The sequence below is a fragment of the Dyadobacter sp. SG02 genome (genome assembly GCF_900109045.1).
In the GTDB taxonomy this organism is placed as follows: domain Bacteria; phylum Bacteroidota; class Bacteroidia; order Cytophagales; family Spirosomataceae; genus Dyadobacter.
On sequence record NZ_FNYL01000020.1, the window covers coordinates 35,018 to 48,217 of the forward strand.

The window sequence follows — 13,200 nt, forward strand, 5'->3', positions numbered from 1 at the left end:
CTTCCTCTTTTTCCCTCTGGAACAAAAAGAATAAAGTGCAGTTCGATGCGGGCGAATGGAACTGCACTTTGCCGTCAGTAGTCTATAAAAATATGACCTTCGTATGCGCTGTATCCTTCTAAAAACAAGTCTTTGGCGAAGGCTTCGTAGTCGAAGTACCTTTCAAGAGACTGTGGCACACCTGACAACAAACCTGTATCTTCGATATATTGATAGGCATATTCAAGTGTAGCGTCTTTCCCAGGGCCTCCAAAAAATCCTTGGTAGCTTTCCCGGAAACTTTCGATTTGGTCTTCCAGCTCGTAGCCATTAGATGGCCAATAATTGATCTGTTTACAGTAAATCTCGAACGCTTCGGAAGTCTCATCGTCCATCTCACCGGCCGCCTCAAAGTAGGCGAACACCTCTTTATGAAGGCTGCATTCAGATATCAAAAAATCCGGGATGTTCTCCCGGTCCTGGAACATGAGCTCTGGACGGCAGCCGTCGCTGTCAAATTTATTCCGATGAAACTCAAAACAGTCTTGAAGGAATTCTTTGAGATCAGAATATTCCGTCAGGTCAAACCATTTACCGAACAGCGAACCACTGTTATACTGACCATAAGTTCCAACATAGATTTTTCGAGATTTCTCATGATTGAAAGGCATTTAAGTAGCTAAGGCCCCGGCTTTGTGCTCAGGGCAATCGCTGCCTTCCACTCAAAGAAAAAATGACGGGGCTTGTCCCCCTGGTTGCAAGCCCATACGGCGGTTTAAGGTGCGGCTGGCAGTTTTGCGGCCAGCTAAAAAGCCCGATGACGAAGTGCAGGCTTGCAACCGTCATTTTTTACTTTGTAACTTTCGTTTGCACTGATCGCATTGTTAACTTCGGCTCCCATTCAAGTATCGTTCTTTCCGCGGTTTATGAAATGTCCTTCACTGTTAGTTGCATTTTCCCTATTGGCTGGATTAGCTCATGCCCAGACATCAAAGGTTGATTCGCTGGTCATTGGGAAATTGAGAGAGCTGCATGTCCCAGGCCTTGCCGCCGCAAAGGTTGAAAATGGCCAGATTTCCTGGACGCGCTATTACGGTTACCAAGACATTGAGCGGAAAATACCGGTGACAGATTCAACGGTTTTTCACATAGCCTCTATTTCCAAGACGGTAACGGCTGCGGCGGTTATGCAACTCGAAGCAAAGGGATACTTCAAGCTGGATGATGACATAAACGGGTTCCTCCCATTTCGCGTTGTCAATCCATCGTTTCCAGCTGCTCCGATCACCTTCAGACAACTGCTACGGCACCGCTCGTCAATAGCCGATAATATGGACTATCTGCTTCCATTTTGGGAGAACGAATATCAGGGAGCAGATATCCCATTGGGAACGTTTCTTGCAGACTATCTATCTGCCAGCGGCAAGCACTATCAAGCGAATAAGAATTTTGTTGGCGCCGAACCGGGTAACAGGTTCGAATATTCAAATATTGGCTTTGCACTTTTAGGTTATCTCGTCGAGCGGATTTCGAAGATGCCATTCGAGCAGTATTGCAAAACGCAGCTGTTCAAACCACTCGAAATGCATCATACCAGTTGGTTTTTAGAACCGTTTCGATCAGACCGGCTGGCAGTACCTTATCAGTATTCCGCCTCGCTCAGCCAGTATCAAAAAGAGCCCCAAGGCAAATTTCCAGACTATCCCGCAGGCCAGCTCCGCTGCACGGTAAATGATCTGGCGAAGTTTCTTGCTTGCTGGTCAAACGACGGAGCGTATGCGGGTACGCGTGTAATGGAAGCGAGGTCTGTGCAAAACCTGACACCAAAGGACATGAGCTTGGGCTTCCACACCTGGTTTATGTATTTGCTCAACACGGAGACACCTACATATAGCCATAGCGGGCATGGTCCCGGTGTTTCCACCTACATGCTTTACGACCCATTTTCAAAAAGAGGGCTGATTATTTTGATGAACGGAGAACTTTCCGATTACTTCGAATGGAGAAAATTGATTGATTTACTCTGGAAGTCGTAAACAGCCCAGCCCAATAACTTTATTTAAAACCAAATTTATGATCGGCAGAAGAGCGCTCCTGGTAATTGACATGCAAAAGGGCTCTTTTACAGAAGCCACGCCTCGTCACAACACGGAAGGGGTTGTACAAATAATCAATTCGCTCGCATCGGCTTTTCGCGCGAAATCGTGGCCCGTGTTATTTGTTCAGCACGATGGTAGCGCAATGAATGAGTTCATGCCCTTTACTACGGAGTGGGAATTGCTGGACGATCTGGAAATTGATCCTAACGATGTTCGTATTGACAAATATGCCAATGATGTATTCTATCGCTCCGAACTCCAAAAGAAACTGGACCTACTAGCTGTTAACGAATTAGTTATCACAGGCTGCGCCACAGATTCCTGTGTAGAATCCACGATTCAGTCGGCAGTTTCAAGGGATTACAACGTAACCGTCATCGAAGACGGTCACACTACCGGTAACAGACCGAACCTGAAAGCCCATCAGGTGATTGATCACTACAATTGGGTATGGAAGAACATGATCCCCACAAAGGGAAAAATTGAAGTTTTACCCCATCATTTATTTCTTCAAATGATTCTCAACGACTGATTCCGTTCCCTTCCAAATCAATTTCATTTGGAAGGATACCGGCGAATTCAGACCAGCAGAGCCCCTCGGGCAATGGTTTTCTGCCAAATTCTATGTGTATCACACGGCGGCGATGGTTAGAAGTTGTGCGGCTGGAAGCATGAAGTAGTAGTGGCTTCATCATCATGATTCCGCCACGCTTGACATCGCAATTAACCTCCCGCTCGGTAGACCAGTCGATGTCTTCGGCGCGGTATACCCCTTTGGCATGCGACCCTGGCACAACCCGGAGTGCCCCGTTCGTTTGATCGGTGTCATCCAGGTGAACCCGGATCGTAAAATTATCTTCCAGGATTTCCAATGGCGGCTGAACCGCAAATTGTCCCTGTTTTACAGTCCATGGCCCAAAGCCGGGATAGTCTCCCTTTTTATCGACCGAGATGGTAAGGTCCTGGTGATAAGGGACAAACCAGTTTGACTTCTCTGGTTTATCGAAATAGATAGATTTAATGATAAAGTAATCGTTTCCGAAAAGCCGGTCAATCAAATGGTTGAGCTGCTGATTCACAACCTGATGTTGAATCTGCGGAATTTCCTTCACAAATTGCCTGATTGCGAACAGGTCGCCATTCTGACGAAATGTATCATTGCTGGCATCCGCATTGGAAATGGTTTGCAGCAACATCTCGACTTCGTCACCAGTAAAAATCTCATTGATCACAAAAAAGCCATCGCTGGCGAATTGGCGTTGGACGTCGTCATAGTTAATCACAGGTACTTGCGGGTAGGTTTGCAGCAAAGTAAGTGAAATATTCTTTTACAGAGAATACAGGCTACAAGCATTCTCCGTCGGTATAGGACATGATGCCATGATACTGGGCTTCACAAATATTCCCGTACGTCTTTCCGTCCGACCCGCAAACCGGCCTGTAAATATCCGGGCAATTAAGTGGCTCCGGTGCATCTTCCTTACAGGCTAGACATGCCATTGTCAACGCAATCTTTAAAACGCTCTTCATGACCGGGTAGTTTGTCATAGGGATGTCAATTGAGACCTAAAATGCGAGCGATCGCATTTTAGCATGTTTGATCATTTCGATTTTGAACACTCACCGCTTTGGTAGGAAGTAATGCCATGGGCGACCGCTTCACATTCGTTGCCATATGTTTTGCCATTGCAGCCACAGACAGGATCATATACGGCATAACAACCAGAATCATTTCGCGGCTGTTCTTGACAGCTGGGATCAGGATCTTTGTCCCGATGACAACTTGAAGCTACCACAACCATGAGTACCGGCAGTAGAAATGGCGCGCGTAAAAATTTTCGAACTGTCATGGTCTGGTGATTTTATCTGGGACGGATCGAGGATATAATGATCCAGTTCCCTTGTTTTTTCGCTCCGTCGCTCTCATCTTTTTCAAAACGTATCCACACGTCCTGATTCCCTCCCTTATACGGCTCGGGAACATTCGCCCGATACATTATTGAATCGATGGTCACAAGCCATCCGCCGCACCAACCGCAAAACAAGGGATCTGCCCTATCAATGTAGGCGGCCTTCTCCTCCGGCTGAATGTTATGACACCCAGACAAACCGAGAACCAAAACGAAATAACGGAATTTTTTAAAGGTAAGGTTCTTCATATGCTCCCGCGTTATTTTCGAAAAAGACACCATCGCAAGTAGTAACGTTGGAAGTGCCTGTTTGCAAATGCGACGGCAAGCGCACTGCTTCGTTTATTTCAATGAGCTGGTGCAAGTTTCTTTCTCAGTGTTGTGAAATGAGCATCAGGAATTTCATCGTTTTCATGTGCTTTTTTTATTAATGGGAAGTATCGATCCTGATACGACCTCTTCGCATGCCAAACGACTAGCCATGCGGCATTCACCCCCTGGCTTCCAACCACGCTTAATTTGGGCCATCCCATATTCGCTATAATCTTTGTCAAAATCGCCTGGTTGGCTTTGTCATTTGCTATCACCTTAGAAACGTAACCCAAGTACCGTTGATCTGTGCCAGGTACACTCATTAAGCTATCCCGGTAGAGCTGGTCAACCATCTCCATTTTTGAAAGTAAGTGGCGGATTTGCGCAACGCTATACTCACTTACCTCTATACAAGTGTCAATATCCGCCTTCGTTCCTTCGTGGCTGACAAACCAACCGACCAGATCTTTTTTGCCATTACTACCTGCGCCGGATTGAGCAAAAGCATCGACAGCGACAAACATTTGTCCCAAGCAAAATAGGCAAGAAATCAATTTCATTACTGACTTAGGTTTATGTTGACGGGCACATCCCATTTATGTGATACAATTTAGGGATTCACATCGAATGCTGCTTCTTAGCTATCACCCTTGTCGCCTACCTCGTACTCGGCTTTCAAAATTAGGGAAAAAGCTTCTGCGAGTGCCTCTAACAGCTCATATTGGTATACCTCATTACATTCTCCCGTCGCCTCGCAGATGCTCATCTTGCTTAAACCATATTCGACCCAATCTTCCAGAATTTGGTTCCAATCATCCTGGCTGTATGCCTCAAAGAACCTTTTAATGAAAAACACAGGCCTTTCCGACTCAGCGAGCGTCAGTCTCCTTATTGTTCCATTGTACTTTGCAGTTAGCAATTTGATCTCCCGCATGTATTGGAAATCGCTAGCAATCTGTTCTTCGCTAAACGCAGGACAGCTGTTTCGCTGCTTCTTATCGTCATGCCTGCCAGTGGTATCCAGGATCAGCCTTCCAGTATCTATCATTTTAGTCAGCTGCTTCCATAGGGAAATAACCGTTGATGGCTCTCCACGAAAAAGGAATGGCTTTTCACCTGTCACCGCTTTTAACCAATGCCATAAATCTACGCGTAGATATTCCATATCTCCGGGCTGAAAGAATACCAATATCTCCTGAAGTGCTTGTGCTACTTCGGCGTTATAGCTTTGTGATGGATTGATCCCTAAATTCTCCATAGTCCAAGTTTTTACGGCAAGGAGCCAAACAGCTCAGACGTAGCGAACCATGGTCCCTTGTATCCCACCAATCATGGCTGGTATAATACTTCCCGGTCAACAGTTGACCTTCGCCAGTATATTTCCTTTATTTGTAACCATGAGCACAGCAACAAAACCAAATCATATTGGTCATAAGATTGGCCGCATTCGCGAACTACGCGGACTGAAGCAGGAAGCGCTTGCCCTCGAATTGAAGGTTAGCCAGCAAACCGTGTCGAAAATCGAACAAAGCGAGACGGTTGATGAAGAGTTGCTCGAACAAATCAGTAAGATCCTTGGCGTTCCTGCTGAGGGCATCAAAAATTTTAGCGAAGAGGCTGTTTTCAATATTATCGCCAACACCTTCCACAACGAGTCGGTGGTCTACGTTGAAAACTACAAATGCACTTTTAATCCACTGGATAAACTCATTGAAGCTTATGAAGAAAATAGGAAACTCTATGAGCGTTTGCTTCAAAGTGAACGAGAGAAGGTTGAGCTTCTAAGCAAAAAGTAACAAAAAGAAAGCCGCGTTGAAGCGGCTTTCTTGCTTATCATGAAAATCTAGCGCGCCGCGATAACGAACTATTCTGCCTGCTGACGAGGCTTTCTGCCACGTGGCTTACCTGTGTATTCAGGTTTCGGAGCATCAGCTTCAATTGCCAGCTCAAACCCCTTCGTAGTCTGATCAAAATCAAATGTCGAGATTTTGAAAATCAGCTTTTCACTTTCGAAGTTGACGTTACCTTTTTTCAAAATTATGGCCAATGGAATTACATGACCTCGGCCGCTTTTTTCGAATGAGAAAGTTTGATCGGAACTTGTAGATGGGATCAGATATACGGATTTGATTTTTCGCTTCCCTTCCTGGGTACCGATTTTGAATTTGGTGGACTCTGGATCAATTCCTAGATCACGCAGTGCAGTAGCCGGAAAAACAAGCTTGCCTGAATTAGAAATGTAACCGGTTGGGAGCGGTGCTTCTTTCGCGGCCTCCTTGGTTTTTGATACGTTTTCCTCTGGGGAAAAGAATTTAATTGCTTTTAGCTTCATGGGTGCAATTGGTTATTTTTGGCTAAAATAGACTATTCTTCGCAAAAACCTGCATCTACATGCCAATACCTCGCTTTTTCTGCTTTTTGAGCTCGGGCTTCACCTGTTTTTCCACACCCATTTCTAAGTTTTGTGCGAGCCGCTTTTCGATCGAAGAAAGCGAATAGTTACGCCCAAGATCCGATCCTTTGACCTTAACTTTTTTTCGAATATCAAAAAAAGCGATACCACGTCCGGTGTAAGTTCTGTAACCCTTGGCTGCTAAATGCCTTTCTAATTCATCAATTGAGGTTATGCTATTTAAGGACTCATCAATTGCCCTTCTAAGCTTTAAATGACACTGGTCAACTAATGGAATTTCGACGCCGCGTGATTTGTTGATCCGCATATCAGGCGTTTCGGCTAATCCCAATTCCTTTTCCATTCTCCGGCAGAACTGACCTGTTCGGGCGTAATTCTTAAAATGATCCGCAGTGTTCTTTCCGTTATGGTTGATCCGGTTTGCAACAATATGGAAATGTGAATTTTCACTATCCTCATGTCTGAAAACAAGCATCTGGTTTTCACTAAATCCAAACTCTCTGGCAAACTCGGTAGCGATTTGAGCTATTGTTTCGTTCCCTGGCTTTTCTCCTGGCGCGAAGCTAAACGACTGATGCCAGACGAACTTACTGAGCTTGGTATTTCTCATGTGATTGTCGATAAACTGTTTGGCCATATAGTTCATATCCAGTCTCCCGTCGCTGTGTGTTTTGATGGCAAGGTTTTGAATGTGAACCAATTCGCCTCTGACCATATCCGCACGAAGCTCGGTTTTCATCTTTGCGGATATCTCCTTTCCATAATAGCAGTAGTCCAATATCCCTTTGGCGTAACTGCCCAAGCCAGCTTTTCCTATCATTGCTCTACCCGTTTATGTAACATCCGTAATGCCTTTTCGATTTGATGATGCACCGAGTCAGTATCAGGATATTGAACTTTCCAGATAGGCGCCAGCTCTTCTAACGGCGAAGCGTAATACGCTTCATGCTTACGAAGTAAATCAGCTGCGAGTCGGTGTATTGATTTAATTTTTTCCAGCATTAGCAGCTTGCTCTGGCGTTCATCCATGCTATGGTCTAAATAAACTGCTAGCTCATCCGCCCACTGGCAAATCTGGGAAAGGCTTTTCTGAAAACTCCGGATCTCAAAGCTTTCGAAAATCCAAAGCGTTATCAAATCAGCGAGCAGTTTGACGCGCTGGCTGCTCTGTTCCCACTGATCTGAAAGCATCTGGTGACCTTTGGTCTTCAAGGCTGCGAGCGACAAGACACCTGCAAGTTGTTCCAGAACCCTGATCGTGTCCGCAGTTGCCTTCGGGAGCGTCCGTTTCTCCGGCCGTTTGAACGGTATGTCCAGCGCCAAGGTCAAAAAGAACTGACTGGCTGAAAGCCCACTTTTTTCTATGAGCTCATTAATCTTGTTTTTCTGATTAGTGCTCACCCAAACTGAAAAGTGATCCCGTTTTGCAGTACCCTTTTCCTTGGGCGGTCTTCCTTTTTGTTTCTGATTTTTCATGTGTCTTTCTTGATTAGCTATGAGCCGGAAGGCGAATAGCAGGGGTCCAGGGGTTTTTCCCATGGCCAGCTCCCGCCGGGGAGTCGCTTTTTGCGACGTACCGGCGATAGCTGGCTGTGGAGAAAACCACCGCGCAGGATCTTTCCTGACCTCTTCTGGCTCAATTTTTCCTTTAAATGATTTTTCTGGATTACTTTTTGACTCTTTGGAGCACTTTCTGACTCTTAATACCCCTTAAAGACTACTTTGGAGCGCATTTAGACCTTTCTGCATCGCTTTTGGATCAATTTTTCCTCTGCAAAGGCACTTTGACCAATTTTCGTCGCGAGTCGAATTCGTAGCTCTTGCCGAATACATATTTGCCTCGTTTCGATGGTGAGAGAATGAGATACTCGATGCCGCCTGTCGTTTCCGTCTCACCCTGGCGGATCAATGCCTGGTAGTCCGGCGCTTTTTTGTAAGCCGAAACAAAATCTTCAATGCGCCGGTAATCCACATACGTACTCATATATACGTAATACAAGATTCCCAGAACAAGTGCAGTAATTGAATACGGCAATCCCTTACCTAGGCCATGGGTGAAAGCCTCCCAAATCGAGTTGAATTGGACCGTATTCACGAATTCTTTGATGTTGCTGCTAAGCCTTTTGTTCTCATCCAGAACTGCCCGAAGCTGATTATCCATGTTTTGAAACTGGGCCTGGTTGTCTAATAAAATGATAGCAGACCAGTCGTCCATTTCGATTTCGTACCTGGCCAGGTACTCCGCTTTAATCCTGGCCAAGGTTTGTTTGCTGATCGGTGCGCTAGACATCGGCAAAGTTAATTTGAAGTTCTCTTTGAAGTCTTAATCTTGGCCCGATGGTGTAGGTATCCAGTGCAAGTCCCTTGCGGATTCCTGTCAGGATTTCTGCCCCGAGAAATGATTCCGGCTCAAAATCTCCAAACCTGCGAAACACGAGCCCTGAGTCCTTGCAGTTTTCCCTTAGCTCCTGGGTCAGATGCGGGAACTTACGAAAGGTGGCCACGCTCTGCCAGACGACGATTTCAAAGTCTGTTTTGACAAGGTCAAACATCCTCAGCAAATAATCGATGGATGGATTGTAAGCACCTCCACCACCAATGACGATATGAAACGTGATTTCAAAACCCAGTCCTTCGGCAAAAGCTTTCAGCGGAATGTCGTATTCGATAAGGGCTGGAAGCTGTTCGCTTTCAGGAGCGCCGAAATCAAAATAGGCTCCTTCGAAATCTTCCTTTGCGATACTCTGCAAATAGGCCAGCAAATTATCACGGATTAAAAGGCCTTTCTCATCTAATAAGTTGGCAACATCGGCTTGGTCATGATGAACAAATTTGAGCAGGCATGTACTGGTCTGCGTGGAAGCATCCACGTCAATAAAAAGGCATTTGGGGGCTTGGTAGTGCTTGAGTGCAAAAAGATACATCAGAATGGACTTACCCACGCCTCCTTTGGCTTGCACTATAAAATGTAAGTTTTTCATTGGTTAATATTTTTTAGATGGTTTAACATATGGCTCAGGCTCAGAGCGGGGAAATTTCATTGCCGCTTTGGGTTGAGCTTCAGCTTCGGGCTTTTCACTTTGTTGAACTGGCATCTGCTGCACGCTCCATTTTTTCATTTTAGCGCGGATGTATTTGATGTCATACAGCGATACTGCCTCGGTTGAGAGTTTCTCGTTGATCACATCTACCAGAAACCTGGCCGACATCGTAGAAGTAAACAGATCGCGATAGAGCTCAAAAAGCATCTGCTTGCGTTTTGGGTCATTCCGCTCATAGAGTTTTAAGACCAACTCCTTAGTTATCTCCATAGCATCAATGGTAAAGCTTGGGATGTTTCCGAGACTCAATCCTGTGGTGCCAGTGCCGGAGGACTGCCTCGGAAAAATATAGCTTTCCTGCCTGGCGAATAAATGGCAGATGCCCCTTGGCGCAATGGTAGTAAAGCTTTTGTGCAGAGACTGTTTTCAACATCCGCCTTGCTTCGCACACATCGACGAGATGATCAGAGCGGATGGTAAGAGGAGCAACGACCTGTATAGTAGAAGTTGTGTTTGGAATGTGGCTGCAGAAATCCGGAGTTTTCATTTTCATTTTGCCTTTCTGTTTGATAAAACATGCTGGCAAAATTCACTGTCATGTGCCAGGAATTCTTCCTGTGATTCGACCGAGAACGAAAAGAAGCTTTTATTTATAAGTCGCGAAGGAGCAATCTCGCCTCTGTTAAATATTTCGTGCGAGGATTTCTTTCTCTGCCGTCAAACTGACTCAGCTCTTCCGCCTGAAAGACCTTTACAAATGAGCTTTGCTCAAAATCATGCACCAACCAAGAGTTGAAGGATGCGGCTATCTGCGGTGCGTCGATCGCCATCTTGATATGGCCTTTTTCTATTAGAACGTAATACAGCGCTGCTATGTAAAGCCTTCCACCTTTGGATTGTTTGCAATACCGGTAAGTATCCGTGTCGCCAATCGGTACAATCCATCGCTCTGCCAATAAGACGCGCTTCAAGCGGTTAAATTTGAGCAGCCTTTCTGTATCATCTCCGTCGGTAAATTGTTCCTGAAAGCTTCTGCCGCCCGCGTACGTGCCACCCTTTTTGTAGCGGCCTCTGTCTTCGGAATTTGTCGAACTAAAATTTCCAACTCTCTTTTCCACCCTTCCAGATCAAGTAATTTGTCTGCAACGGCTTCTGAGGATAAGGTGTGAACCCAATTTGAGATTGATGTAAGAGCTTCAAAAACGGATTTTTCAGCCCCATAATCCTCTCTCGATAACAGGCTTTCAAATACCTCCCGATTATGTCGAAGCGTAAATACGGTGCGGCACTTGACCTGGCGAATCCTATCGCGCTTAGCACGCCCGAACCACCAGTGCATCCAGTCAGGCTGTGAAATACCTTGCTCGTGCGAAGTAATGAATTCACTGACGTTGTTCCTTCTAATCGTAAACGAATACCTGTTATGATAAAGAATCAGAAGTCTATTCAAGCTGGTCAGATCGTCCTCGTAAAAAGTGCCAGAAAATTCTTCGATCAAATACTTGAAAAAGGGGTACCGAATACGGGAGTGAAGATTCATGGTTTAGTGACAAATAACATGAGGTAGCAATTTAATAACTGTGAGTTACTTTTCATATCTCTAACTAGCTTCACTGTAATAAATCCTTTTCGAGTCTAGTCGTCCACCATCCTAATTCTAGGTAAGCCTACAAAATCGAGAAAGCTTACAAAAAGAGCCCGAAGCCATGGAACGGTGCCTCACTTTGGGCCATTTTCCTTTTCAATGTTTTCTTGTTAGTTTTGCTAGTCGTTGCCAATTCATTCATCGGTGCTAAACTTAGCACCGAAATCTTTATCTCAGTTAGAAGTGCAGGGATTGTTATAGCCTATATCATTGTTTTTGTGCTAAATGGGCAGCTATCACCCGATTTAAAGGCGAAATTAGTATTCATGCGCTGGAAAGATGCTCTTCCTGGGTGTCGAGCGTTCAGTTATCATGGGAAAAATGACCCGAGAATTGACATGAGCGCGTTAGTAAACCTCCATGGAGTACTACCAACTTTGGCTCGGGAGCAAAATCAGCACTGGTATAAGATTTACAAAGAACATAAGGCAGAACCATCGGTGTTGAAAAGCCATAAGGAATTCCTACTTGGCAGGGATATGACCTCGATGGCTTTTCTATTCATGATGCTTGCTGGGGTTCCGGCGTTGTTTATTAGCGTCTGGTCTTGGAATACAATCTATTTTGGAGTTCTTCTCGTGATTTATTTGGCCACGAGCAATCTGGCCCGTAACCATGGTAGACGTTTCGTGACAAATGTCCTTGCGATGGAATCGACAAAGTAATTCGATGTACTTATTTGCTTCGGTACTTAGCTGATTAATGACAGGTCTATCTTTACAAATTTGCAGACACCCACAGCGCGGAAAAGTGCCGCAGCAAACATTAGTATTGCCGCAAATGCGGCGGAACATGTAACCGGAAGGATAAGCATTGCTGGTGATGCACAGGTATCAACGTGCGTTCAAACAACGAACCCAAGTTAATGCCTGGCAGGTAGGTTCGAGACCTACATCCTTCACAAAAAGAGGAATGGTAAAAAGAACGACTTCATACATGACACTACAAACGCAAGTCCAATCGATATTTGACTTCGCTGTTGTTGTGTGTCATTCCATCCCTGCATTAAAACTTCAAATGAAACTCTTGGACGAAGGAAAAATCACCAAACTTCCTGATCCAGACTACTTTGAAGCTAATAACCCAACGACAAAGTTGAGAGAACAAGCAGACGGCTACAAGGACAAACTTGCTACTTATCTTTTCCTTAGTTCGTTTGCATTTTTTGAAAACTATTTAGGAAGCGCTTTAAAGGAAGTTCTGGCATTAAGCGTAAGCATTCCGGAAAAAGAGACCTTAAAGAGTAGCTTAACAAATAATACCAATACAAAGCCTAAGAAAATCTTGCGCAGCACTTATGACGCGAGACACATGCAGCGATACGAAAAATATTCGAGAGAACTCGATGCCGAAAATTACATTCATCCTAACGATTTAGTTTCAATTATCGCAGTTGAAAGCCTCATAAAAACGATAGTGGATCTAAAAGCAAATCAAATACCTGACTTTTTGATTAACACAATTAAGATGGACATTTCCGATTCTGACAAAAAGTCATTTGGAACCTATCGACAATTAAGAAATGACATTGCACATGGAGATAACCCGACTGTAACGATGCGTAAAGTCAAGGAAGCTAACAAGTTTTTGAGAAAATTTGCTACTCAAATTGACGAATTCCTAATCGAACACTACGTAAAAATTAAAAACTACATAACTTGACGCCCGAGAGAGCACCAAATACTATTAAGAATGCGGATTAAATGGCTATTATTGAACATTTACGCAGCTTTCAACTCTGTGAAATTATTGATGAGTATATCGTCGGTCTGTTAATAGCAGAATGGAATACCTATTAGCA

The 13,200-nt window shown here is 44.7% G+C and carries 20 protein-coding genes; 5 read left to right on the forward strand and 15 right to left on the reverse strand.

Annotation, left to right across the window (positions count from 1 at the left end; genetic code table 11):
* Positions 1–74 precede the first annotated feature (74 nt).
* On the reverse strand, positions 75–650 hold the full coding sequence (locus tag BMW93_RS32465; protein ID WP_090386537.1) for an antirestriction protein ArdA: 576 nt from the start codon (positions 648–650) through the stop codon (positions 75–77).
* Between the two features lie 291 nt (positions 651–941).
* Here BMW93_RS32465 and BMW93_RS32470 point away from each other — a divergent pair, with 291 nt between their 5' ends.
* Positions 942–2,015, forward strand: coding sequence for a serine hydrolase (locus BMW93_RS32470; RefSeq protein WP_177194264.1), 1,074 nt, complete (start codon positions 942–944; stop codon positions 2,013–2,015).
* A gap of 37 nt (positions 2,016–2,052) precedes the next feature.
* On the forward strand, positions 2,053–2,610 hold the full coding sequence (locus tag BMW93_RS32475; RefSeq protein WP_090386541.1) for an isochorismatase family protein: 558 nt from the start codon (positions 2,053–2,055) through the stop codon (positions 2,608–2,610).
* On the opposite strand, the gene BMW93_RS32480 is transcribed toward BMW93_RS32475, so the two are convergent.
* The 6 genes from BMW93_RS32480 to BMW93_RS32505 form a co-directional block, all read right to left on the reverse strand.
* Positions 2,600–3,388, reverse strand: a complete 789-nt coding sequence (locus BMW93_RS32480) for a phytanoyl-CoA dioxygenase family protein (RefSeq protein WP_229241075.1) — start codon at positions 3,386–3,388, stop codon at positions 2,600–2,602. The genes BMW93_RS32475 and BMW93_RS32480 overlap by 11 nt on opposite strands.
* 34 nt (positions 3,389–3,422) lie before the next feature.
* The gene (locus tag BMW93_RS32485; protein ID WP_090386543.1) at positions 3,423–3,626 is read right to left on the reverse strand and encodes a Kazal-type serine protease inhibitor; all 204 of its coding nucleotides are present in this window, start codon (positions 3,624–3,626) and stop codon (positions 3,423–3,425) included.
* 53 nt (positions 3,627–3,679) lie between these two features.
* Positions 3,680–3,928, reverse strand: coding sequence for a protease inhibitor Kazal-type (locus tag BMW93_RS32490; RefSeq protein ID WP_177194265.1), 249 nt, complete (start codon positions 3,926–3,928; stop codon positions 3,680–3,682).
* A 12-nt stretch (positions 3,929–3,940) separates the two neighbouring features.
* Positions 3,941–4,237: a hypothetical protein gene (locus tag BMW93_RS32495; RefSeq protein WP_143061764.1), complete on the reverse strand. Its 297-nt coding sequence runs from the start codon at positions 4,235–4,237 to the stop codon at positions 3,941–3,943.
* A 98-nt stretch (positions 4,238–4,335) separates the two neighbouring features.
* Complete coding sequence (locus tag BMW93_RS32500) at positions 4,336–4,860, reverse strand: DUF6624 domain-containing protein (RefSeq protein ID WP_143061765.1); 525 nt, start codon at positions 4,858–4,860, stop codon at positions 4,336–4,338.
* 77 nt (positions 4,861–4,937) lie between these two features.
* Positions 4,938–5,558, reverse strand: coding sequence for a hypothetical protein (locus tag BMW93_RS32505; RefSeq protein ID WP_090386549.1), 621 nt, complete (start codon positions 5,556–5,558; stop codon positions 4,938–4,940).
* Positions 5,559–5,631: 73 nt separating this feature from the next.
* On the opposite strand from BMW93_RS32505, the gene BMW93_RS32510 reads away from it, so the two are divergent.
* Positions 5,632–6,096: a helix-turn-helix transcriptional regulator gene (locus tag BMW93_RS32510; RefSeq protein ID WP_310590255.1), complete on the forward strand. Its 465-nt coding sequence runs from the start codon at positions 5,632–5,634 to the stop codon at positions 6,094–6,096.
* A 68-nt stretch (positions 6,097–6,164) separates the two neighbouring features.
* Here BMW93_RS32510 and BMW93_RS32515 read toward each other — a convergent pair whose 3' ends face one another.
* From BMW93_RS32515 to BMW93_RS32550, 8 genes are all read right to left on the reverse strand, one after another.
* Complete coding sequence (locus BMW93_RS32515) at positions 6,165–6,632, reverse strand: hypothetical protein (protein ID WP_090386552.1); 468 nt, start codon at positions 6,630–6,632, stop codon at positions 6,165–6,167.
* Positions 6,633–6,687: 55 nt separating this feature from the next.
* Positions 6,688–7,533 (reverse strand): relaxase/mobilization nuclease domain-containing protein, encoded by an 846-nt coding sequence (locus tag BMW93_RS32520; protein WP_090386554.1) that lies wholly within the window; start codon positions 7,531–7,533, stop codon positions 6,688–6,690.
* On the reverse strand, positions 7,530–8,189 hold the full coding sequence (locus BMW93_RS32525) for a hypothetical protein (RefSeq protein WP_090386710.1): 660 nt from the start codon (positions 8,187–8,189) through the stop codon (positions 7,530–7,532). Before BMW93_RS32525 ends, BMW93_RS32520 begins: the two co-directional genes overlap by 4 nt.
* 283 nt (positions 8,190–8,472) lie before the next feature.
* The gene (locus tag BMW93_RS32530; RefSeq protein ID WP_218147760.1) at positions 8,473–8,973 is read right to left on the reverse strand and encodes a hypothetical protein; all 501 of its coding nucleotides are present in this window, start codon (positions 8,971–8,973) and stop codon (positions 8,473–8,475) included.
* 22 nt (positions 8,974–8,995) lie between these two features.
* On the reverse strand, positions 8,996–9,694 hold the full coding sequence (locus BMW93_RS32535) for a hypothetical protein (protein ID WP_090386558.1): 699 nt from the start codon (positions 9,692–9,694) through the stop codon (positions 8,996–8,998).
* A 3-nt stretch (positions 9,695–9,697) separates the two neighbouring features.
* A complete protein-coding gene (locus BMW93_RS32540) occupies positions 9,698–10,024 on the reverse strand; it encodes a hypothetical protein (RefSeq protein WP_090386560.1) in 327 nt (108 codons plus the stop codon).
* A 380-nt stretch (positions 10,025–10,404) separates the two neighbouring features.
* Entirely contained in the window at positions 10,405–10,725 is a 321-nt protein-coding gene (locus BMW93_RS32545; protein ID WP_090386562.1) for a hypothetical protein, read from the reverse strand.
* Complete coding sequence (locus BMW93_RS32550; protein WP_090386564.1) at positions 10,722–11,294, reverse strand: hypothetical protein; 573 nt, start codon at positions 11,292–11,294, stop codon at positions 10,722–10,724. The genes BMW93_RS32545 and BMW93_RS32550 overlap by 4 nt, the downstream gene beginning before the upstream one ends.
* Before the next feature lie 221 nt (positions 11,295–11,515).
* On the opposite strand from BMW93_RS32550, the gene BMW93_RS32555 reads away from it, so the two are divergent.
* Positions 11,516–12,064, forward strand: a complete 549-nt coding sequence (locus BMW93_RS32555) for a hypothetical protein (protein WP_090386566.1) — start codon at positions 11,516–11,518, stop codon at positions 12,062–12,064.
* A gap of 271 nt (positions 12,065–12,335) precedes the next feature.
* Complete coding sequence (locus tag BMW93_RS32560; RefSeq protein WP_090386568.1) at positions 12,336–13,061, forward strand: HEPN domain-containing protein; 726 nt, start codon at positions 12,336–12,338, stop codon at positions 13,059–13,061.
* Positions 13,062–13,200: the final 139 nt, after the last annotated feature.